Annotated in this window: 20 protein-coding genes and 1 riboswitch; of the genes, 15 read left to right on the top strand and 5 right to left on the bottom strand. The window is 46.7% G+C overall.

The annotated features are described in order from the left end of the window. The first annotated feature begins 1 nt into the window (after nt 1). Nucleotides 2–154, top strand: a riboswitch (cyclic di-AMP (ydaO/yuaA leader). Between the two features lie 408 nt (nt 155–562). Beyond that, on the top strand, nt 563–1,903 hold the full coding sequence (locus tag AOU00_RS07585; RefSeq protein WP_069290318.1) for a TrkH family potassium uptake protein: 1,341 nt from the start codon (nt 563–565) through the stop codon (nt 1,901–1,903). A gap of 193 nt (nt 1,904–2,096) precedes the next feature. Continuing rightward, nucleotides 2,097–2,774, top strand: coding sequence for a potassium channel family protein (locus AOU00_RS07580; protein ID WP_028541455.1), 678 nt, complete (start codon nt 2,097–2,099; stop codon nt 2,772–2,774). A gap of 5 nt (nt 2,775–2,779) precedes the next feature. Here AOU00_RS07580 and AOU00_RS07575 read toward each other — a convergent pair whose 3' ends face one another. Next, nucleotides 2,780–3,685 (bottom strand): LysR family transcriptional regulator, encoded by a 906-nt coding sequence (locus AOU00_RS07575; RefSeq protein WP_028541456.1) that lies wholly within the window; start codon nt 3,683–3,685, stop codon nt 2,780–2,782. A gap of 226 nt (nt 3,686–3,911) precedes the next feature. Between AOU00_RS07575 and AOU00_RS07570 the strand changes: the two genes are divergently transcribed. From AOU00_RS07570 to AOU00_RS07530, 9 genes are all read left to right on the top strand, one after another. After that, nucleotides 3,912–4,586 carry a succinate dehydrogenase cytochrome b558 subunit gene (locus AOU00_RS07570; protein ID WP_061830110.1) on the top strand — a complete coding sequence of 225 codons (675 nt, stop codon included), beginning with the start codon at nt 3,912–3,914 and terminating at the stop codon, nt 4,584–4,586. A gap of 92 nt (nt 4,587–4,678) precedes the next feature. Continuing rightward, a complete protein-coding gene (sdhA, locus tag AOU00_RS07565; protein WP_061830109.1) occupies nt 4,679–6,424 on the top strand; it encodes a succinate dehydrogenase flavoprotein subunit in 1,746 nt (581 codons plus the stop codon). A gap of 19 nt (nt 6,425–6,443) precedes the next feature. After that, nucleotides 6,444–7,211, top strand: coding sequence for a succinate dehydrogenase iron-sulfur subunit (gene sdhB / locus AOU00_RS07560; protein WP_013311795.1), 768 nt, complete (start codon nt 6,444–6,446; stop codon nt 7,209–7,211). A gap of 170 nt (nt 7,212–7,381) precedes the next feature. Then, complete coding sequence (locus tag AOU00_RS07555; RefSeq protein WP_069292022.1) at nt 7,382–8,191, top strand: AAC(3) family N-acetyltransferase; 810 nt, start codon at nt 7,382–7,384, stop codon at nt 8,189–8,191. A 65-nt stretch (nt 8,192–8,256) separates the two neighbouring features. Then, entirely contained in the window at nt 8,257–9,201 is a 945-nt protein-coding gene (locus tag AOU00_RS07550) for a metallophosphoesterase (protein WP_069290317.1), read from the top strand. Nucleotides 9,202–9,306: 105 nt separating this feature from the next. Continuing rightward, nucleotides 9,307–10,047, top strand: a complete 741-nt coding sequence (locus AOU00_RS07545) for a metallophosphoesterase family protein (RefSeq protein ID WP_025724028.1) — start codon at nt 9,307–9,309, stop codon at nt 10,045–10,047. 51 nt (nt 10,048–10,098) lie between these two features. Continuing rightward, nucleotides 10,099–10,707, top strand: a complete 609-nt coding sequence (locus tag AOU00_RS07540; RefSeq protein WP_069290316.1) for a GNAT family N-acetyltransferase — start codon at nt 10,099–10,101, stop codon at nt 10,705–10,707. A gap of 182 nt (nt 10,708–10,889) precedes the next feature. Next, nucleotides 10,890–11,894, top strand: a complete 1,005-nt coding sequence (locus tag AOU00_RS07535; RefSeq protein ID WP_069290315.1) for a helix-turn-helix transcriptional regulator — start codon at nt 10,890–10,892, stop codon at nt 11,892–11,894. A 182-nt stretch (nt 11,895–12,076) separates the two neighbouring features. Continuing rightward, nucleotides 12,077–13,528, top strand: coding sequence for an MFS transporter (locus AOU00_RS07530; RefSeq protein WP_069290314.1), 1,452 nt, complete (start codon nt 12,077–12,079; stop codon nt 13,526–13,528). 97 nt (nt 13,529–13,625) lie between these two features. Here AOU00_RS07530 and AOU00_RS07525 read toward each other — a convergent pair whose 3' ends face one another. Then, nucleotides 13,626–14,513 carry an NAD-dependent epimerase/dehydratase family protein gene (locus AOU00_RS07525; protein WP_069290313.1) on the bottom strand — a complete coding sequence of 296 codons (888 nt, stop codon included), beginning with the start codon at nt 14,511–14,513 and terminating at the stop codon, nt 13,626–13,628. A 97-nt stretch (nt 14,514–14,610) separates the two neighbouring features. On the opposite strand from AOU00_RS07525, the gene AOU00_RS07520 reads away from it, so the two are divergent. Further along, nucleotides 14,611–15,366, top strand: a complete 756-nt coding sequence (locus tag AOU00_RS07520) for an alpha/beta fold hydrolase (protein WP_069290312.1) — start codon at nt 14,611–14,613, stop codon at nt 15,364–15,366. A gap of 173 nt (nt 15,367–15,539) precedes the next feature. Here AOU00_RS07520 and AOU00_RS07515 read toward each other — a convergent pair whose 3' ends face one another. The 3 genes from AOU00_RS07515 to AOU00_RS07505 form a co-directional block, all read right to left on the bottom strand. Then, the gene (locus AOU00_RS07515) at nt 15,540–16,280 is read right to left on the bottom strand and encodes a GTP pyrophosphokinase (protein ID WP_061830104.1); all 741 of its coding nucleotides are present in this window, start codon (nt 16,278–16,280) and stop codon (nt 15,540–15,542) included. Between the two features lie 155 nt (nt 16,281–16,435). Then, complete coding sequence (locus tag AOU00_RS07510; RefSeq protein ID WP_061830102.1) at nt 16,436–17,245, bottom strand: histidinol-phosphatase; 810 nt, start codon at nt 17,243–17,245, stop codon at nt 16,436–16,438. A gap of 60 nt (nt 17,246–17,305) precedes the next feature. Then, nucleotides 17,306–18,208 (bottom strand): LysR family transcriptional regulator, encoded by a 903-nt coding sequence (locus AOU00_RS07505; RefSeq protein ID WP_061830100.1) that lies wholly within the window; start codon nt 18,206–18,208, stop codon nt 17,306–17,308. 431 nt (nt 18,209–18,639) lie between these two features. On the opposite strand from AOU00_RS07505, the gene AOU00_RS07500 reads away from it, so the two are divergent. From AOU00_RS07500 to AOU00_RS07490, 3 genes are all read left to right on the top strand, one after another. Beyond that, entirely contained in the window at nt 18,640–19,098 is a 459-nt protein-coding gene (locus tag AOU00_RS07500; protein WP_061830098.1) for a chemotaxis protein CheX, read from the top strand. 39 nt (nt 19,099–19,137) lie between these two features. Further along, nucleotides 19,138–19,917 (top strand): SDR family NAD(P)-dependent oxidoreductase, encoded by a 780-nt coding sequence (locus tag AOU00_RS07495; protein WP_081330690.1) that lies wholly within the window; start codon nt 19,138–19,140, stop codon nt 19,915–19,917. Nucleotides 19,918–20,039: 122 nt separating this feature from the next. Beyond that, complete coding sequence (locus AOU00_RS07490; protein ID WP_061830094.1) at nt 20,040–21,431, top strand: DEAD/DEAH box helicase; 1,392 nt, start codon at nt 20,040–20,042, stop codon at nt 21,429–21,431.

The following is a 21,431-nucleotide window of genomic DNA, read 5'->3' as shown; positions in this document are numbered from 1 at the left end:
ATATACAGTTGAGCCGAATTTCTATGGGAAAACGGGGGAACCATGTTACTGGGGTGAATTTTACAACCGATCCTGCTGGATCGGAAGTGTAAATAGGGCATACTGTGCTGCCCGAATCCGTCAGCTAACCTCGTAGGCTATGAGCAGGAACCAAGTCAGGCACTCGGTTTTCCGGTGTCTTTTTTTGTGCGTATAAAAGTGTTTGGATTGGTTAGACCGCTGCGGATGCAGATTATTCTTCCGATTGCTGTTATTCCCGGATTTTTTTATTGTATACCCCCTTTAATGGTTAAAATCCGGAGATAAAGGCAAACGCTTCGCTTCTTCAGAACAATTCTGCCCCCTTCGCTACTGCCCGCCAATAGCACAGGGGGCCGAGTAGTGCTTGACATGCATTCTTCCTGTATTCAGGGAATGCTAATTATAGTTAACTAAGGTTTGGAAAAATCAAAAAATTCAGGGGCAACGACGATCGAAAGATCAAATGGAACGCGTAGCGAGCTTACACCGTATTAAATCACTGATTTATAGTTTTAAGGATTAGGAGAGAAGTGATGAATAGATGAATCCCAATGCAAGCTGGCTTCGGCTTTCTCCACCGCAGATATTCGTTGCGGGCTTTGCCATTATCATTCTAATAGGTAGCTTATTGTTAATGCTGCCGATCTCCAATACAACAGGAAAGCCACTTGCGTTTATAGACGCTTTGTTTACTGCCGCGTCCGCGACGTGTGTAACAGGGCTTGTCGTTAAGGATACAGGGACCTTTTTCACAACCTTTGGTCAAGTCGTCATCGCTGCACTCATTCAGATTGGCGGTCTCGGCTTTATGACTATGGCTACCTTGATCGCGCTGGTGTTCAAACGTCGGATTTCCTTGCGGGAGCGCCTCATTTTGCAGGAAGCGATGAATCAGACTTCTGTAGAGGGAATTGTCGGATTAATCCGTAAGGTATTACTGTACTCACTGGTTATTGAAGGCGTATGCGCTACGATATTCTCGGTTCGCTGGTCCTTTGATATGCCCGTAGGCAGGGCGATTTATTTTGGAATCTGGCATGCCATCTCCATGTTTAACAATGCTGGTTTTGATTTATTCGGTGAATTTCGCAGCTTGACAGGTTATGTATATGATCCGATTGTTAATTTTACCGCAATGTTTCTAATTATTTCTGGCGGCATTGGTTTTGTAGTGATGTCAGACCTGGCAGAATATCGCAAGCGCAAGAGACTGTCCTTGCATACCAAGGTGGTACTCAGCATGACGGGCGCTATGATTGTAGTCGGCACGCTCGTGATTTTTGTATTTGAGTTTACGAATCCAAAGACTCTTGGCTCGCTTGATTGGGGTGGTAAGCTACTGGGATCTTTATTCCAGTCCGTTACTCCCCGTACCGCAGGTGCCAATACACTGGACATCGCAGGCTTGCGGCAGGCTACGCAGTTTTTTATCATCATACTCATGTTTATTGGGGCTTCCCCTGGCTCTACTGGAGGCGGGATTAAGACCACAACATTCGCCCTGCTCATTGGAGCAGTGATTTCGATGCTGCGGGGGCGGGAAGATATTGTGCTGTTCAAGTACCGACTTGCGCAGGGACGAATTTACAAGGCTTTGACCATTACACTGCTGGGGTTGCTGTTCGTGATCGGGGTGACCATGATTTTGTCGGCAACCGAAGATCATCATTTTCTGATGATCTTGTTTGAGACGGTGTCTGCGTTTGGTACGGTGGGGCTGTCGATGGGGCTTACACCTGATTTAACAGTCATAGGCAAGCTGGTGATTACCCTGACGATGTTTGCAGGTAGACTGGGGCCACTCACGCTAGCTTATGCACTGGGGCCGAAAAAGGGTAAAGAATTGTATCGTCATCCGGAAGGCAAAATGATTATAGGATGAATCATTTCATATACATTTCGTTGGTTTAATCATTTCAGGATTTTGCAAAATTCGATACCAGTCGCTTCGAAGTCAAGATATAGACGAACTAAACCATTTCGTTCTATATCTTCTTCATTGGAAGTCGCTTATGGGATTTGTGCAAAATCCTCATTTATGAAATTGATTCAGATAAGGGAGTTTTCGAGTAGATATGAAAACGCAGCAGTTTGTAGTTATTGGCTTGGGGCGGTTTGGCTCAAGCCTGGCTTTGCAATTGGTGGATATGGGGTGCGAGGTGCTAGGCATTGACCGGAATGAGGATGTTGTGGACAGTATGAGTGAGATGTTGACACATACTGTCGTGGCGGACGCTACCGATGAAGACTCGTTGCGATCACTGGGCATCCGTAATTTCGATTGTGGCATTGTTGCTATTGGTGATGACATTCAGGTAAGCATCCTCACCGCCATTTTGCTGAAGGAGCTGGGTGTGAAAAAAGTTGTAGCCAAAGCCATATCTGTGCTGCACGGGCGTGCGTTAGAAAAGCTCGGTGTGGACCGGATTATTTATCCAGAACGGGATATGGGTATCCGGGTGGCTCACCAGCTAGTCACGCCTAATTTGCTCGATTATTTGGAGTTGTCTAAGGAATACAGTATTGTGGAACTCAATGTACCTGCATGTCTGAATGGCAAAACGCTAGCAGAGCTAAATGCCCGTACCCGCTTTGGTTGTAGCGTTGTGGCGCTTCATACGGCGAACGGTATCCTGATCGCACCGACGGCTATGGATCGGCTAAAAGCAGATGATATTATGGTCATCATCGGTTCGAATGACAATATCGGTCGCTTTGAGGATGAGGTTGTTAATGTTAATGAAGAGGATTAAACCCTCTACACCATACGGTAGCCTGCAAACGACGCACGTGTCTCGCTAATCCAGCGTCGTGCTGTCGGACCGAGATCGGTCGTCTCCGAGTAAATGAGGGAGGTTGTTCGGCGTGTCTCCTTCAAATCGGGCAAGTATAATGCAGTGAGTCCATTATCCCGTAATAGTTCGCTCCGCAAATAGGATTTGGGTAGCAAGGCAGAAGCCTTACAGGTTGGAAGCAGGCGTACAATTGCCTCGAAGGAGTCGATTTCCATGCGGATATCCGGCATGATGCCGCTGCGCTGGAACAAGTCATCCGTCAGACTGCGGTACCAGGTTCCTTTGGAGAAAATAATCATCGGCAATCCTTGCAGATCTTTCATCGAGGCCGTTCCTGTCTTGACGGTTAATTCATGTCCAATGGGAACAACGAGCTCCAAATGATCATCAAATAGCGGAATGCAACGCAGTCCGGCTTCATGAATGGCAGACCCGACAATACCGGCGTCTGCTTTTTTGTCACGTACAAAGGCGACGATTTCATGGGTTTTACCGGTGAGCAGCTTTAGCTCGGTTTGAGGATGCTTGCTCATGAAAGCTTCGACGAGGGTAGGCAGCGTCGTTTGGAGTGTCGTGAGACTAGCCCCGAGTGTAAGCATACTCTGGGCTTCATTTTTGTGCTGGGACAGCTTTTGTAAGAAGCGCAGCTGTCGTTGCCGTTGCTCTAGCGCGAATGTATAAACAAATCGGCCAGTGGACGTAATTTCGAGCCGTTTGCCCCGACGATCAAAGAGATTCACACCCAGCTCTTCCTCCAGCTTCGCAATTTTGCGAGACAGGGCAGGTTGGGACAGATTCAGCAGTTTGGAGGCTTTATTCAGGCTGGACTGCTCGACAATCACGGCAAAAGCGTTCAAATCCTCAAACAAATCATCCACTTCCTCTCTATATGCAAAAAAGACATAATAATTAATACGTATATTGCAATTCCATTATAAGCCGAAAAGGAGTAACATGAAAGCGACACAAGATGTTCACACTTTTGTTTTTCCTTATAAGGGACACCTTGTTGGACATTTCCTGTCGGAAACTGTCAATTTATATGTTATATTACTATTGAAAACGCTATTATTGGGAGAAGGGAGCATGACCTAGATGAGAGGATTTTATTCCAGAAAGCTGCATTCGCTTCTTGGCGTCATTCCGCTGGCTCTATTTTTTGTTGAGCATTTGGTGACGAACTTCACAGCGGTGGAGGGCGGCAAGGAAGGATTTAATCGCAGCGTGGCCTTCCTGAATGGTTTGCCACTGGTTATTGTGCTAGAAACGTTATTCATCTACTTGCCATTACTGTTCCACGGAATTTATGGCTTGTATATTGCTTATCAGGCTGACCCGAATGTCAAAAGATTCGGCTATTCACGTAACTGGCGCTTTCTGTTCCAGCGTATTTCCGGCGTCATTACGTTTGTATTTATTATCTGGCACGTATACGACACGCGCTTTCAGGTGGCTCTGGGTAATGTAACCCATGAGGAGCTAGGCGGAGTCATGCATGGCATCGTGACGAACCCGGTTTATTTCATTTTGTATTTAATCAGTGTCGTTTCGGCATCCTTTCACTTTGCTAACGGACTGTGGGCATTTATGGTCAGTTGGGGGATTACCGTGGGACCACGTGCGCAAAAAGTATCTTCTTATATCTGTATGACCCTGTTCGTGGTGGTGTCTATCGGCTTCATCGCTTCCCTGCTTGCATTCCGCAGTGCGGAATTTCAGGAAACGGCAACTGCCTTGGTGCAATGCGGCGCTTTTAAACAGCTACTATAAACGACTCATATCAATTATACATCGTGTTGAGATTCTATTTTCAAACGTAAAAGGGGATTTGGTTAAAATCCTAAAAAAAGGAGTGAGCAGAAATGGCAGCATCCAACATTATTGTCGTGGGCGGCGGTCTGGCAGGTCTAATGGCTACGATCAAGGCGGCAGAGGCGGGAGTTCACGTTCATTTATTTTCTTTGGTTCCGGTCAAAAGGTCCCACTCCGTTTGTGCTCAAGGCGGCATCAACGGTGCGGTAAATACCAAGGGTGAGGGAGACTCACCCTGGATTCACTTTGATGATTCAGTCTATGGCGGGGACTTTCTGGCCAACCAGCCTCCGGTAAAAGCGATGTGCGAAGCGGCTCCGGGGATCATTCATCTCATGGACCGCATGGGCGTCATGTTTAACCGGACACCGGAAGGACTGCTGGACTTCCGCCGCTTCGGCGGTACCCAGCATCATAGGACCGCTTTTGCCGGTGCGACGACAGGACAGCAGCTTCTGTACGCTCTCGATGAGCAGGTACGGCGCTGGGAATCTGCGGGTTTGGTGACCAAGTACGAGAACTGGGAGTTTTTACAGGCTGTACTGGATGATGAAGGCATCTGTCGAGGGATTTGCGGGCAGGATTTGCGTACGATGGAAGTGAAGACTTTTGCGGCGGATGCAGTTATTTTGGCGTCTGGTGGCCCCGGGATTATTTTCGGTAAAACCACGAATTCCGTCATTAATACGGGCACGGCTGCCGGTGCGGTGTATCAGCAAGGCGTACGCTATGCGAACGGTGAGTTTATCCAGATTCATCCGACGGCTATACCAGGTGATGACAAGCTGCGTCTCATGTCCGAGTCGGCACGGGGAGAGGGCGGTCGTATTTGGACGTATAAGGACGGTAAGCCATGGTATTTCCTCGAAGAAAAGTATCCGGCTTACGGAAATCTGGTCCCTCGCGATATTGCGACACGTGAAATATTCAGTGTATGCGTTGATGATGGACTGGGTATTAATGGCGAGAACATGGTCTACCTTGATCTGTCACACAAGGACCCGAAAGAACTGGATGTAAAGCTGGGCGGCATTATTGAAATTTATGAAAAATTCGTCGGTGACGATCCGCGCAAAATCCCGATGAAAATATTCCCGGCTGTTCATTATTCAATGGGCGGTATGTGGGTCGATTACAATCAGATGACGAATATACCGGGCTTGTTCGCGGCTGGTGAGTGTGAATTCCAATATCACGGTGCGAACCGTTTGGGTGCGAACTCGTTGCTGTCAGCCATTTACGGCGGGATGGTGGCTGGACCTAAGGCTGTGGAATACATCAAGGGCTTGAAAAAATCTGCACAGGATATAGCTACCTCCGTATTTGATGCAGCAGTTCATCAGCAGACGGAGAAATATGAGCGTATTTTGCATATGGACGGAAAAGAAAATGCTTATGTTCTTCATAAAGAGCTGGGTGAGTGGATGACGAACAACATGACTGTGGTTCGTTATAATGACAAGCTGGAAGCCACGATCCACAAGATCAAGGAGCTGAAGGAGCGTTACTCTAACATTAACATTAATGACGCTTCGCGCTGGAACAATGCGGGTGCGGCGTTTACACGGCAACTGTGGAATATGATGGAGCTGGCTGAAGCGATGACCAAAGGTGCGCTACTGCGCAACGAAAGCCGCGGGGCCCATTACAAACCAGACTTTCCGGATCGCAACGATGAGGATTTCCTGAAAACAACGATTGCGGACTGGACACCGGAAGGACCACAAATCTCGTATGAAGCGGTGGATGTTTCGCTGATCAAGCCGCGTATTCGGGATTATTCCAAGAACAAATAACGGAAGGGAGTGTATTTAGATGTCGGAGCAAGCAGTGAAGTCGAATAAAACAGTGAAGTTCGTTGTGACCCGTCAAGCTGATCCTAAAGCCAGTCCCTATACGGAAGAATTTGAATTGGCTTATCGTCCGGGGATGAATGTGATTAGCGCGCTGATGGAAATTCAGCGTAACCCGGTGGACAGCCACGGTAAAGAGACGGCCCCGGTATGCTGGGAGTCGAATTGCCTGGAGGAAGTATGCGGAGCATGCTCCATGGTGATTAACGGCAAGCCGCGTCAGGCTTGTGCAGCGCTCGTCGATAAGCTGGAGCAGCCGATTACGATCGCGCCGATGAGCACGTTTCCGGTAGTTCGGGATTTGGTCATCGACCGTAGCCGGATGTTTAACGCGCTCAAGAAGGTCAAAGCGTGGATTCCGATTGACGGTACCTACGATCTGGGCCCTGGTCCTAGAATGGCAGAGAAAAAGCGTCAGTGGGCGTATGAGCTGTCCAAGTGCATGACCTGCGGTGTCTGTCTGGAAGCTTGCCCGAACGTCAACGAGAAGACGACGTTCATCGGACCTGCGGCGATATCTCAGGTTCGCCTGTTTAACAGCCATCCGACAGGGGAAATGAATCAAGAAGAGCGGCTGGAGGCGTTGATGACGGACGATGGGCTGGAAGGATGCGGGAACTCGCAAAACTGCGTACGTTCTTGCCCGAAAGGCATTCCGTTGACAACTTCTATTGCCGAAATGAATAAGGAAACGACCAAGCATATGTTCAAGCGCTGGCTGACTGTATAGCACTAGACAGCGAATAGGTTTGCCCAAACAGGCTTTTTCTCAAACTGGAGAAAGCCTGTTTTTTTGCGCTCAGAAAAGATGGAGGGTAACATGGAGGAAGGAGCGCGGATAGCAGTTATGGTATAATTATGGTATTGTGTATCGTTTTTGGAGAAAAGGAGGCTGGACAGGTGACTGTGCAACCGATAACGAATCGACCTGTCACTAGGTCGGATGTCATGAAGGGATTAAAGGAGCTGGGAGTTCGGAGCGGCATGACATTGCTTGTTCACTCGTCGATGCGCAGCTTTGGGCGCTTTGTTCCAGGCGGAGCCTCGGCCATTCTTGCCGCGCTAACCGAAGCGGTTGGCCCGGAAGGGACGCTGGTGATGCCGACACAGTCTCATGACTTGACTGATCCTTCGACCTGGATGAACCCGCCTCTGGATGAGTCATGGTGGGAACTGGTACGCGAGGAAATGCCCGCTTATAATCCGGCCTGGACGCTGACCGGGGGGATGGGCATCATTGTAGAAGCGTTCCGTGGCCTGCCGGGAACCAAGCGCAGCGGGCATCCGCATGTTTCTCTGGCGGCACGTGGACCTGCTGCTTTGGGATTACTGACAGATCATCAGCTCAACTATGGGCTGGGTGAGCATTCGCCCTTGGCAAAGCTGTATGAGGCAGATGCCTATGTGCTGCTGTTGGGCTGCGGACATGACAGCAACACGTCCTTGCATTTGGCGGAATATCGAACAGCCTATAATGGACGAGAAGTGATCACGCATCAAGCTCCTATGATAGTGGATGGAGCAAAAGCGTGGGTATCTTTTCAGGATTTTAATATTACCTCAGATGACTTTGAGAAGCTGGGACTTGATTTTGAACGGGACTGTCCCTCAGCTTTTACGCGAGTGAACATTGGAGAGGCTTCATGTTTTTTCGCGAGGCAACGTGATTTGGTAGACTATGCGGAGCAGTGGTTGTCCACCCATCGCTAAAGCTTCTGGACAGTAAGAATTTCTAAAAAGTGAGATCAAGGAATAGATCGCAAGGGGGAACGCATATGGAGAAGACGCCGCACACCCGCCGCGAGAGTCAGGATGGCCCGCATCAGGGGGCCGCTATCCCTCCCGGTTCTTCGCGGCGTTCCATTTCAAATGAACCAGCCAATCCTTCGCGCCGTCATTTTTTGAAAAAGGCGGCTTTAGCCACAGCCGGAACCGCGCTTCTGGCTGGAGGATATGCTTCCTTATGGGAGCCTAATCATTTGGAAATTACACGCTTCAACTTGACTCTCCCTCGTCTTCCGTCTGCTTTTGACGGAATCAGGGTCGTACATTTCAGTGATGTGCACTTGGGTTTTCATATGGATGAGCAGGATCTGCGCGAGCTTGCGGACCGGATCGCAGGTCTGAAGCCAGATTTGCTCTGTTTTACAGGCGATATTGTAGATGACTATGCAGTATCCATGAAGGCTGCTGTTCCAGTTATGGCTTCGATGCACGCCACACTTGGCAAATTTGCTATTCTGGGCAATCATGATTATAGAGGCTTACCAGCCGGAGTTCAGGAATTATACCCGAAAACCGGATTTACGCTGCTGAGAAACGAGCATGCGATTGTAGAGCTTGCGGGACAGCGTGTAGCCATGGTCGGTTTAGAGGATAACATCATGGGCAAGCCCAATCCGCAGCGTGCCATTCACGGGCTACCTGATGAGATGTGCAAGCTGCTGCTGATGCATGAGCCGGACTATGCAGATGTAGCGGCGCAAATGTCCTTTGATCTTCAACTGTCGGGGCATACGCATGGAGGACAGGTACGCTTGCCGGTCATTGGAGCACCAATGCCGCCTCCGGGTGGACGCAAGTACATCCAGGGGTTATTTCATGTGGGAACAGAGAGAATGCCGCTGTATGTCAGCCGAGGCATTGGCATGACACATTTGCCGATTCGCGTGCTGTGCAGACCAGAGCTTAGTGTCATTACGCTAAAATCCGGCCAATAGGCCATGATCTTTTTTTCATCTTTATCATATATGTTGGAACTACATAAAGATGGCTTGAATGTAGTGTAGAGATGTAGTCGTTTCGGACAAAGGAGTGAGGTTCAGATGGATCGTATTGCTGTCATTTCAGATATTCATGGCAATTGGCCTGCCTGTGAGGCGGTGCTGGAGGATATTGCTTCCCGAGGCATTAGCCGTGTGTTTTGTTTGGGGGATCTGATCGGCAAAGGGCCTAGCCCGTGCGAGGTTCTGGATGCTGTCCGTCAACGTTGTGAAGTGGTCGTGCGGGGGAATTGGGATGAGCTGGTTAGTATTACGGATGATCTCAATTTTAGCTGGCAAGCCGAACGCTTGGGGGCAGAACGAGTGCAGTATTTGGCACAGTTACCGTTTCATTATGATTTCAGAATGAGCGGACGCCGTATCCGTCTGGTGCATGCCTCGCCGCAAAGTGTATATCACCGTGTGCAGCCATGGGATGAGCCGGAAAAACGGCTTGCCATGTTCGATCCGTTAGCAGAAGAAAATGGAAAAGTTGCTTTTGCTCCAGATGTTGTGGGATATGGTGATGTGCACAATGCTTTTATCCAGCATTTTCAGGGAAAAACCCTTTTTAACGTCGGCAGTGTCGGGAATCCGTTGGATGTTACGCAGGCTTCCTACTGCATTTTAGAGGGTGAGATGGGAGAGGAGCAGCCTACGTCCTTCTCCATTCATTTTGTACGTGTACCTTATGATATAGAACTGGCGGTAAAACAAGCGGAGGAAGCTGCTGTGCCTTCTTTGCCGTATTATATTCGAGAGCTGCGCACAGGAATTTACCGCGGGATTCAGGACCTGGATTAAGTATGGAAACATTCATTTCTAAAAGCCAATCCATCCGCAGGGGGGAACATTGTGCTGACCAGAGAAATGCTTCGTCTTGGGCTACCGGAGCTTTACGCCCGCCGAGTCCGATTGCGCCAGCTAAGAACGGAGGATTATCCCGCGCTGGAACGGATTCTATCCGATCCATTGGTGATCCAATATGTGAATCGAATTCGCAAACCAGTCAATACACGAATGCGGCGTCTGGTTGCGCAAATTAAAATATCTGCTGATTCACTAGATTCCCTGCATTTTGCGGTGGAATGGCATCAGAGAAATACAGGAGAAAGCAATCTCCTTGGTGAATCCAATGAGCTTACCTCCTCACCGTTGCTCGGTATCGTCTCTTTTCAACAATGGAATGAAAGAACGGGTGAGGCACAACTGGGCTATATTCTGGATCGTCCTTTTTGGGGACAGGGGCTGGCTACAGAAGTGGTGGGAGAAATGCTGAATTTTGGTTTCGGATCTTTGAAGCTCAAGCGGATCGAAAGTCGTTGCCAAGAGGATAATCAGGCTTCCATGCGCGTACTTATTAAAAATAAGATGCGCCTGCTGCGTACAATTGGTGCTTATGATCCCTCAGGAGAGGTGCCGAGTGTATTGGTATTTTCGATGAACCAAGGGGATTATGCATAGAAATGGCAGTGGAATATTTTGTTACAAAGATGAAATATAACTGCAAAACAACTCTAACACAGGACGGGTACAATACAGACATGACCCCCTTTTGAATAATAAATGTTGCTGGGACCCGATGATTCGGGTCCTCTTTTTTTGTTATTCTATAGTTAGGACTGAACAGGAAAGAAGGGCTGATATTGGCTTTGAATATATGGAGTGCAGACATTCATCATTTATTTGACCAATTCACGGAGCTTGTGGATGGTCGCATTCATCATAAAAAATGGGAGCAACAACTCACGCTTCCCCCGCATATGGGCAAGGGAAGCATGACACGCACACAGATTCGCCCAGGTATGGAAATCGTAGTCACGGATCTCACCTTTGAACAGAATATGAAGCTTCATATTCAGGAGGCTTGTCCTCTCTTTGAACTCAGCTATTGCTTAAACGGTGAAATATACTGTGAATGGAACGGCAAAGAAAGTCATACCAATCGCTTGACCGGGAATGTTTTATATTTAGAGGATGAACTGGTTTATGAGGAAAAGAAGGCAGGAGTTCGCCATCAAATGCTGGAAATACGATGTTCTCCACAAGAGCTTTTTCATTATGCCGGAGATATCGCAGAAAAGCATAGCATGGAAACATGGCTGCAGCGTTACAAGGGAAATATTGACTCTTATGCGGATACGCCAGCCATGCATAAGTGTGTTTTTGACATGATACATTGCAACTACAATGGGACGATGAAACGGTTATACATGGAAAGCAAGGCAATGGATTTTATTGCATTATTTGGGGAGATGGATGGACATGAAACAAGGGGGACAAGCCATTTTATAAGTCGTGAAGATATATCCAAGCTCCAAAAGGCTCGTGAATTCGTCATTCTTCATTTTGAACATCCCCTGTCTATTCAAGCGCTGGCTCGAAAGGTTGGGCTTAATGAATTCAAGCTAAAGAAGGGATTCCCCCATTTATTCGGAATGACTATTTTTGAAATGGTGCGTAAGCAAAGAATGGAAAAAGCACTCTGGTACTTGGAAGTTGAACAATTAAACATTGGAGAGACTGCCTTTTCAATTGGGTACAGCAACGCCAGCAATTTTACGACAACCTTTCGAAAGTATTATGGTTGTAATCCTAGCGAATATATCAAGAAAATACGTAACCCAGATACATTTTCGAATAAATCTTAATGAAACCAATCCTTCAAGCATGTCCATCATGTTTGGAGGATTTTGCATTTGTGCTCCTTCTATAGGCATAGAAAATACCTCCGTAGGTAGAGCCTCCTTCCTTTATAGATGATAATGGTTATCAAGTTGAGATGAGAAATGAAAAGATCAAAGATAACCATTATAGAGTTGGAGGAACTACCATGAAAGATCGTTTTGCCATATCTATGACTAATCCTCAAGCAGTACAGCAGGTAGACTCGCGTCGCTGGTACGCATTAGCTCTTATTTTACTTCCCACTTTGTTGATTTCATTGAATACCTATATGATGCAGGTTGCCCTTCCGATGATGCAGGCGGACCTGCACGCCAGCTTTTCGGAGGCACAGCTCATATTTACGGGCTATTCTCTGGGATTGGCTGTGGCCTTGATATTGGGTGGCAAACTAGGAGATATGTATGGTAGAAGACGCATGTTATGCATCGGGGTGTTGGGTTTTACATTGATGGCTTTGTTAGGAGGGATCGTATCGCACCCTATGTTAATCATTATGATCCGTGTGCTTCAAGGGATATCAGCTGCCATGATTCAACCTCAGGTTCTATCTATCATGCAAAGCAGCTTTCTTCCCAGAGAGAAAGGGCTGGTATTTGCGATTTATGGAGCTATCATTGGGGTTGGGTTTACACTTGGTTTAATTCTGGGTGGATTTTTGGTAGACTGGAACCTTTTTGGCCTGGGTTGGCGTATTATTTTCTTTTTTAATGTTCCCTTTGGGCTGTTAGTGTTACTCTTTTGTCCTATTATTTCGGAATCCTATGGCAGATCCGTGCCAAACATGGATTGGGCAGGGGCTTTTCTGTTGCTTCTTGGTTTATTGTTGTTTGTCTATCCGTTGACAACCGGACAAAAGCAGGGCTGGGCTTCATGGACATGGGGTTGTCTGCTGTTGTCCATTCTGGTTTTGGTTGCTTTTATAGTTACGCAAATGGGAAAAGAAAAGAAGGGAGGCTCGCCTTTTATTCGTCTATCTATATTTAGAAAGAGGTCATTCGGCGCAGGGATATTGACGGTAATTGTCATCTATCTTAGTATGTTTTCGTTCTTCTTTATTTTGAATTATTATGTACAATCCGGTTTGAAATACAATGTTCGATCCACAAGTATGGTCTTTTTACCGCTAGGTGTTGGCTTTTTTCTTACCTCATTATGGTCGTCTAGGCTGGTTAAGAGGTGGGGGAGCAAGGTGCTGAAATCAGGTATGCTAATCATGGGGATTTGTAGCTTTCTGCTCATTGGATCGTTACATCTAGATGCGTTCCACCTATTTCATATTCAAATTATCATGATACTAGGTGTATATGGTTTGGGTCTCGGAATGGCCACAACGCCACTGGCTCATGTCGTCCTGGGTGCTGTATCGGCTAAAGAGGCAGGAACGGGCTCAGGCTTGTTCACGACCTTTATGTACTTGGCTAATTCGTTGGGAGTCGCTTTGATCGGGTTCTTGTTCTCTTCCTCGCTTCATCACACGCTTTCAGAAGCTAAATTGTCAGATTATATTAGGGCATTCTCTATCTCTGTGGCGGCGAGTGGCCTTCTTGCCTTGGCTGGGCTCATTTGTATTTCAGTTTGTTACAAAAATGAAACATAACTGCAAAGTTACTTTAACATAGAGTGGGTACAACATAGACATGACCCCCTTTGAATTATATATATTGCTGGGACTCGAAGCTTCGGGTCCTCTTTTTTTATGATTTATAAGAACGGTTCAGGCTGGTTACCAGTTCTGGAAGCCATTCATGTAGGGAGAGAAATGAGTACCCCTCTGACTGGGCTTTGGACGTATCCATGTACCACGATTGTGTAATACCAAATGGAGACATGTGCTCGTCTGCTGTTTTTTCTTTCATCACAGCTTGTTTTCCCGTTACCTGCTCAATGATCGAAATGAGCTCTCCAATCCTCACTGTACCGTCGGAGCAAGCATTTACAGGCCCTGTTAAAGGAGTGTGACCAAGCCAAAACAGAAAATCTGCGGCTTCATCGGAACGAATAAATGAGATTTGTGCTGCGGAATTAGGGACTCCGATTTCTATTCCTTCACGAACATGTTCGATATGAAAGTGAAGTCTTTTCGTATAATCGTCTGTCCCCAATACAATCGGAAAACGAACAGCAACTACAGGGAATGTAGCTTGCTGCATAAAAACTGCTTCTGCCTGCCGTTTAGCCTCCTGATATGTAAAATCGTCCTTCCCGCCCTTGCGAACCGGGTAAGCCTGAGGGTCAAAGATGCTCTCTGTCAGCACTTCCGGGCTCGAATCATAGACGGATAGGCTGGAGGTCACAATATACCTCTTAGCTTTAGCATCAAAAATGCGGCAGGCTTCGCTGGCTTCATCTGGAGAAAAGCAAATATTATCATAAACAACGTCCCACACTTGCTCACCTACCGCCTCAGCGAGCGCTTGCCGATCGGTACGGTCTGCATAGATTCGCTTAACGCGGTCACCAAACGAATCGCTTGCTTGGCCCCGTGTGAGGATGGTAACGGAGTTCTCGGAACTCTCCAGCAGACGTTCCACCAGTCTCCTGCCAAAAAAGCGCGTTCCACCCAAAACAAGTATCTTTTTCATACTTACATCACTCCTCCTGAAATGGTTTTCATTTATATTAAGATAGACGAAATAATGATTGTAAATGATACGGAGCGACTGAAAAGGGGAGGATCATATGCCATACGTAGAGATTCAGAACTTAGAAATGTATTATGAAAAAATGGGGGCAGGAGAACCCGTCATATTTTTGCACAGTCATTATTCAAGAGGAATTCTAGCTTTTTCATCGCAATTACTTGATTTTCAGCAAAAGTATACATGTTATTTTCCCGACCACAGGGGTCATGGCAGAACAAAATGTGATAGCCTGGAATGGAGCACCCCTCAACTCGCAGAAGATGTAATTGATTTTATGGAGGCGCTACATATTTCCAAAGCCCATCTTATTGGGTACAGCTGCGGAGGCAATGTGGCTTTATACTGTGCGGTGAAGCACCCTCAAATGTTCGCTACCGTTACGACCATAGGCTGTAGTGGAGTCGCATGTCCTGAGGGGGCAGATGAATTTGAACCAGAGTGGCTCATCAAAAACGAACGTTATGAAATGATCCATCAAATGATGGATCGGCATGAGGAGGCACATCAGGGGAATTGGCAAGAATTTATGCGTCAGAGCGCACAGGATTGGCGCCAATATCCGCAATTGACACGTAGTGAGTTAAGCAGCATTACGTGCCCTGCATTATTTATCGCGGGTGAACATGATGATTTCGCCACAGAAGAGCAACTCCTGGAATTATGCTCAAGGGTCCAAGACTCACGTTATCTAATTGCTCCGGGTTGTAGTCATCGACCGCACATGCTTAGAGAGAAGCCGATCTTAATCAATGATTCTATTCTTCAATTTTTGAGCAAACACGCGATTCGTTGATCATAAATTTGTATCCTGCAGGCGGAGTGGAGAATTTGAATCTGGAGAAGCGCAGGCGTTCGCCTTTGCAATGGGATTCTACCCTTTAAAGGGCTTATACCATCCAGTGAATCCCGTTGCAACAGCGATCATAAGATCAAATCATTCGCATAGCGGTGGAGCACCGCCTAATCTTACTCTCCTAGAAGCTTCAAGAAATTGGCCGGCACCGTAATTTGCTGATTATTAATCATAATCTTTCGAAGCTCCTCTATGGAGTCCTCTTCACCTCTAGCATCTTTAATCTCCTTAATTTCACGATGCAGTCGCTCCATTTGAAGATCGAGAGCATTAGCGGAATCTGCTGCGTTCTTTAATTCACGTGTCAGGTTTTCGGGCACAGACTGGTTGTATTTATAAAAGATTTTATGCTCCAGGCTGGCCCAGAAATCCATCGCAATGGTTCGAATTTGCACCTCTACGCAGACTAGCTCCTCACAATCCGACATGAATACAGGAACTTGAACCAGCAAATGCAGGCTCTGGTAACCGTTCGGCTTGGGATTCTTGATGTAATCCTTAATTTCCAGTACCTTCAAGTCACTTTGTCTCTGAAGCATGTTACTGACATCATAAATGTCAGAAATAAAAGAGCAAGTAATACGCAAACCTGCGATATCCTTAATATGATCTTTGATAGCATCCAGCGATAACTCGCTATTTTTACGAATCATTTTATTCATGATGCTCTCAGGAGATTTAAGGCGTGATTTGGTATGCTCAATAGGGCTGTAATCGTGCAATGCTTGAAATTCCTGCTTTAATATTTCAATCTTGGTTTCCATTTCGTCGAGCGCAAATTTATAGATGAGCATAAATCGCGTGATGTCATGCTTTAGCTTTTTAAGCTTGTTCATAGGATCTTCCAAGTGCATATGTAATTCTCCTCACACATAGATGTCATAATCTTGCTAAGCGTTCGCCTTTGCAATGGAATTATCACCGTATAAATTACAATCCCCAACAATCCCATTGCAGCAGCGTTCGTAAGATCAAATCATTTGCGGAGCGGCAATTCCCACCTTGAATTTTAAAGCACCACAGGAATTTTACGTTTTTCTTTAAAATAGACCCATTCCCGGAAGCCGATATCCTTCAGCATTGCCTTTACTTCTTCCCAGTCATCGCCTACCCGCGAAGGCTTATGGGCATCCGAACCAAAAGTGACCTCCACACCAAAATGGTGCGCTCTTTCTAAAATAGAAGCAGACGGGTACCATCCGCCACTTAGCTTGGTTTTACCCGAAGTGTTAATTTCAATCGCCACATTGGATTCCGCAATTACCTGCAAGGTTTCATCAATGGCTTCATCGGCAGGAATGTCTGAAAAGGCAGGAAAGTTTCCCTTCATTGCGTCAATATGACCCAAAATTTGAAACATGCCGCTTCGCGCAGATTCCTGAATGAGCGCATAGTAGGCTTGTTTGACCTCGATTTTACGAGCGTCGCTTAATTTGTTCCAACGGTTACGGTTAAAAATGCTGTTCCCTTCGACATTGTGAATCGACCCAATGAGGTAATCAAATGGATAAGGAGCCAGAGTGGAACGATATAATTCAGCAAAATCAGGAAAATAATCCGTTTCCAATCCGAGGAGCACGTCAATACGGCCTTCATATTCCTTTTTAAGCTGTTGTACCTCTTCTACGTATTCAGCAAGCTGTGACTTAGCCATATAAATTTTAGGAAAAGCCTGATCCTGTTCGCTGCCCAGGAAAGGGGAATGGTCCGAAATACCAATCGCTTGTAAGCCCGACTGAATGCCTGCTTCAATGTAATCTCGAATGTTTCCGTCTGCATGACCGCAGCGGAAATGATGGGTGTGCAGATCAAATTTCATAGCCTGTCTTCCTTTCGTAATCAGGGTTTATATTTCGTATGGTGTTCATAGCGAATTACGTTATTCAGAACTGGTGAAATTCGTCTCCGGCATCCCCTTCAGATCACTTAAAAATTGCTGCATGGCTGAGTTTAGATATCGGCCGGATTTATAAATCACTCCTACCGGATGACTAACTTCCAGCTCGGGAATATGGATCATTTTTAATGTGCCTGCACGCAGTTCAGAAGTGACCGATAGTCTGGAAATAATGGCAGCACCGAGATTAATTTCGACCATCCGTTTGACTTCCTCGCTGCTGGACAACTCGATCACGACATGAGGTGCGATTTGGTGCTTTTTAAATACATCATCCACGAATTTTCGTCCCACCGTATCGGGAGAGAGCAGAATCAACGGAATTTCCCGAAGGGCTTCAATGGTAGCATGTGGTTGTGAGGCCAGTGGATGAGTAGGAGACACGACTAGCTCAAAGGAATCGTAGTACAGAACCGAAGTGCTTAAATTGGGATTACGTTCAATCAGATAACCGATGCCAACATCAATAAGTCCGTTCTCCACCTGCTGATAAATCATTGAGGAAGCCATGGATTGAATGGAGGTTTTGATGAGAGGGAACTGATCCTGAAAGTAGGAAAGCACGCGCGGTAAAATTTGAATAGCGATGGATGTTGTGGTGCCCAGCGCAATGTGACCCTGCGGTGTTTCGTTTAGATCGTATAATTTTTGTCTTAATTCCTCAACAACCTCTAATATGCGCTCGGCGTGTTCCAAAAAAACAGCTCCCCGGTCGGTCAGGGTGACAGGCTGGTTGCGGTCAATCAGAATGGTTTTGAACTCATCCTCTAGACTTTTAATTTGGGCGGACACCGCCGGCTGCGTCAAATTGAGAAGTTCCCCGGCTTTGCGGAAGCTCATCGTTTTGGAAATCATGATAAGTGTTTCAAGTTGACTGATGTTCATGAAGTTCCTCCTCTCTTTTCTTAATCTTATCGCAGCTGTATAGAATGAATATTTTTAGCCAATCCCATAGGTTCATATGTAAAACCGTCGTTATGCTTTATTTCATTAAATTATAGGTTATTCGAGCAGGAAGGGCAATGAATCGAAGCAGAGCACCTTAAAGTGTGGTATATTGGGAAATAAAGACTAAAGTCCTGAAAACCTTCAAAAATAATCAATCTAAAACCGGTAAGAAGCAAAGATATAGGACATTATTCACATTTTTTTGTGATTTAGCTATAAAAAATTACCGGGTAGCTGTCGATAAGTGATATAGAGAGCATTTTATTGAGGATCGATTCGTTTTACAGTAATATTTAATTAAAAAATTCTAATTTAAATGGGACTTTTGTTGTATGTCTAAAAGCCCATCGTAAAGGGGCGCTTTGATCGTGAAGGCAGAAGTGATAAATCCTTTTTTGGAGTCGGCGCGACGGGTCATTGAACAATTGATCCAAGTATCTCCTTCACCCGGAAATCTTGGTGTGAAAAATGTCGAGCTGGTGGACGACCACATCTGGATTATGATCGGGATGACCGGACAGCTTAGCGGAAATATTGTGTTCGGCCTGAATGAACAGGTGGCGCTACGTATGGTATCAGCGATGATGGGCGGATTTGTGTTGACTGAAATTGATGAGATGGGAAAAAGCGCAATTTCAGAATTGGGCAATATGATTAGTGGTAATGCCAGTACGATTTTGTCCAGTCAGGGAATTGTCGTGGATATTACGCCTCCGCAGGTCATGAAATCAGAAAACTTGACCACTTTTGTGCCTCAGCGTGCCCTTTATATTCCGCTTACGGTGGAAGGAATCGGTGAGCTGGATATTCAGGTGATGATCTCTTAATATTAAAGGAGCAAGTTTCTTTAATGTGGAGGGATGACCGTGAATATACTACAGGACAAGATAGTTGTGATTACAGGTGCATCTAGTGGGATTGGCGCCCTTTGCGCTCAGTTGTTAAGCGAAAAGGGCGCGATTCCTATTTTAACAGCACGCTCGCAGGAGCGACTGAAGCAAGTATCTGCGGGAATCAGCGGCAGACATGAGCTTATCCAACTGGACGTCACCCGCCAGGAGCAGGTAGAGGCTGTTGCTGCACGAGTATTGGAACAGTACGGACGGGTCGATATATTGCTTAACAATGCGGGCTACGGAAAGTTTGAGTATTTTAATGAAACCGACCTGATGGAGTTTGAACAAATGATGGACGTGAACTACATGGGTGTTGTTCGCTGCATCAAGGCGTTTCTGCCGCAAATGACGGAGCGGGGCCATGGACAGATTGTCAATGTAGCATCCATGGCCGGGAAAATCGGGACAGCTAAATCTTCTTCTTACACGGCGACGAAGCATGCGTTGCTCGGTTTCAGCAATGCGCTTCGGCAAGAGCTGCGCGGGAGTGGAGTGACTGTAACGACGATTAACCCCGGGCCAATCGACACACCGTTTTTTGAACTGGCAGATCCTTCAGGAGGATATGTTCGAAATGTAAGCTGGTTTATGCTAAAACCTGATAAGGTAGCACGGCATATCGTAAGAGCGATGGAGCTTGGCAAGGAGGAGGTTAATCTGCCACGTTGGGTATCTCCTTTTCTCAAGCTGTATCAGTTAGCTCCCAGACTGACCGACAGGCTGGGTCATGGTGTGATGAATAAGAAATAAAAGATGTCCCGTAAGCCATTAGCTATGGTGAGGGACATCTTTTATTTTTGTGATTTGGTAACAGGGCTATTTTCGCATATAATGGAGAGTAACGAATTTACGTATAGGGGTTGGACCTTTTCATGACATTGAATTTTGAATCGCTCGGCGTTGAACAAGATCTGTTGGACAAACTGACTGAGCATGAAATTACACAGCCTTCGCCAGTTCAGGCAGAGGCTATACCGGAAATAATGAAGGGAAAGCATGTATTGGCGCGCTCACAAACTGGCACAGGCAAGACACTGGCTTATTTGCTGCCGCTGTTGCAAGCGATTGATCCACAGAAAAAGGCTACGCAAAAGCTGATACTAGCTCCAAGCCAGGAGCTCGCTATGCAAATTGTACGTGAGGGTCAGCGCTACGGAGAGCATCGCGGAATCCGTGTACTTGGTCTGATTGGTGGGGCGGCTATCAAACGTCAAATCGAAAAGCTCAAGGATCATCCACAGCTTGTCGTGGGTACACCAGGACGTGTACGGGAACTCATCGCTTCGAAAAAGCTGAAAATGCACAATATTACAGCCATCGTCATCGATGAGGTGGATCAGATGTTCCAGCTTGGCGGAGCAGGCGATGTAACCAACATATTGGGCACCGCCCAACGTGATCGTCAATTGGTATTCCTGTCCGCAACGCTGAACGATGAGATTCAGTCGCTGGCAAAACGGGAGATGCGTGAATACGTAGAAATTGGGATTGATCCCGACCAGAAGACGGCCAGTGGACTGGAACACTATTACTTTGTATCTGAAGAACGGGATAAGGTGGATATGCTGCGCCGTCTGGTGCGACATTTTAATCCAAGAAAAGCACTGGTGTTCGTGAATACGACCAATGCCATCGGGGAGATTGAAGCCAAGCTCAAGCATATGGGGCTGACTACGGCGTCCTTGTATGGAGATGCGGATAAAGTTACGCGTAGCAACGTGTTGGCCAAATTCCGCGAGGACAAGCTCAAAGTACTGGTCGCTTCGGATGTGGCAGCTCGTGGTCTGGATATTGAGGGACTTGAAATGGTCATTCATTTTGACCCGGCTACGGATAGTCAAGCTTATGTTCACCGTGCAGGACGGACAGGACGGATGGGACGCAAAGGATTAGTGGCATCGGTTGTCACTGACCGTGAAACATTTATCATGCGTAAGTTCTCCCGTGAACTGGGCATTGACATCGCAGAGCGTGCGTTGCATGGAGGTCGAGTAGTTGTGCCGCGTCCGGCGGATGCCAAGCGTGCACCTGTAAGACCATCCGAGGCTAGATCCTTATCTAATGGAGCATCGGCGGAGGACCGAAAGGCACCTGTTCGTGCCGAAAACGGACGTCCTGGCAGAAATTCCGCGAACGGTTCAGCTCCAGGCAAGAGCAAAGGAGCAGCCTTGTCCAAAGCAGGAAAAGCACAGCGCGAGCGTGATCGCAAAAACAAGGGTGCACCAAGATGGCTGAAGGAAAAAGGATCAAAACCGAACGAGTAA

It is taken from the genome of Paenibacillus polymyxa, from assembly GCF_001719045.1.
In the GTDB taxonomy this organism is placed as follows: domain Bacteria; phylum Bacillota; class Bacilli; order Paenibacillales; family Paenibacillaceae; genus Paenibacillus; species Paenibacillus polymyxa_B.
The sequence above is the reverse complement of the archived record's forward strand: the minus strand, read 5'-3'. Positions and strand labels throughout refer to the sequence as shown.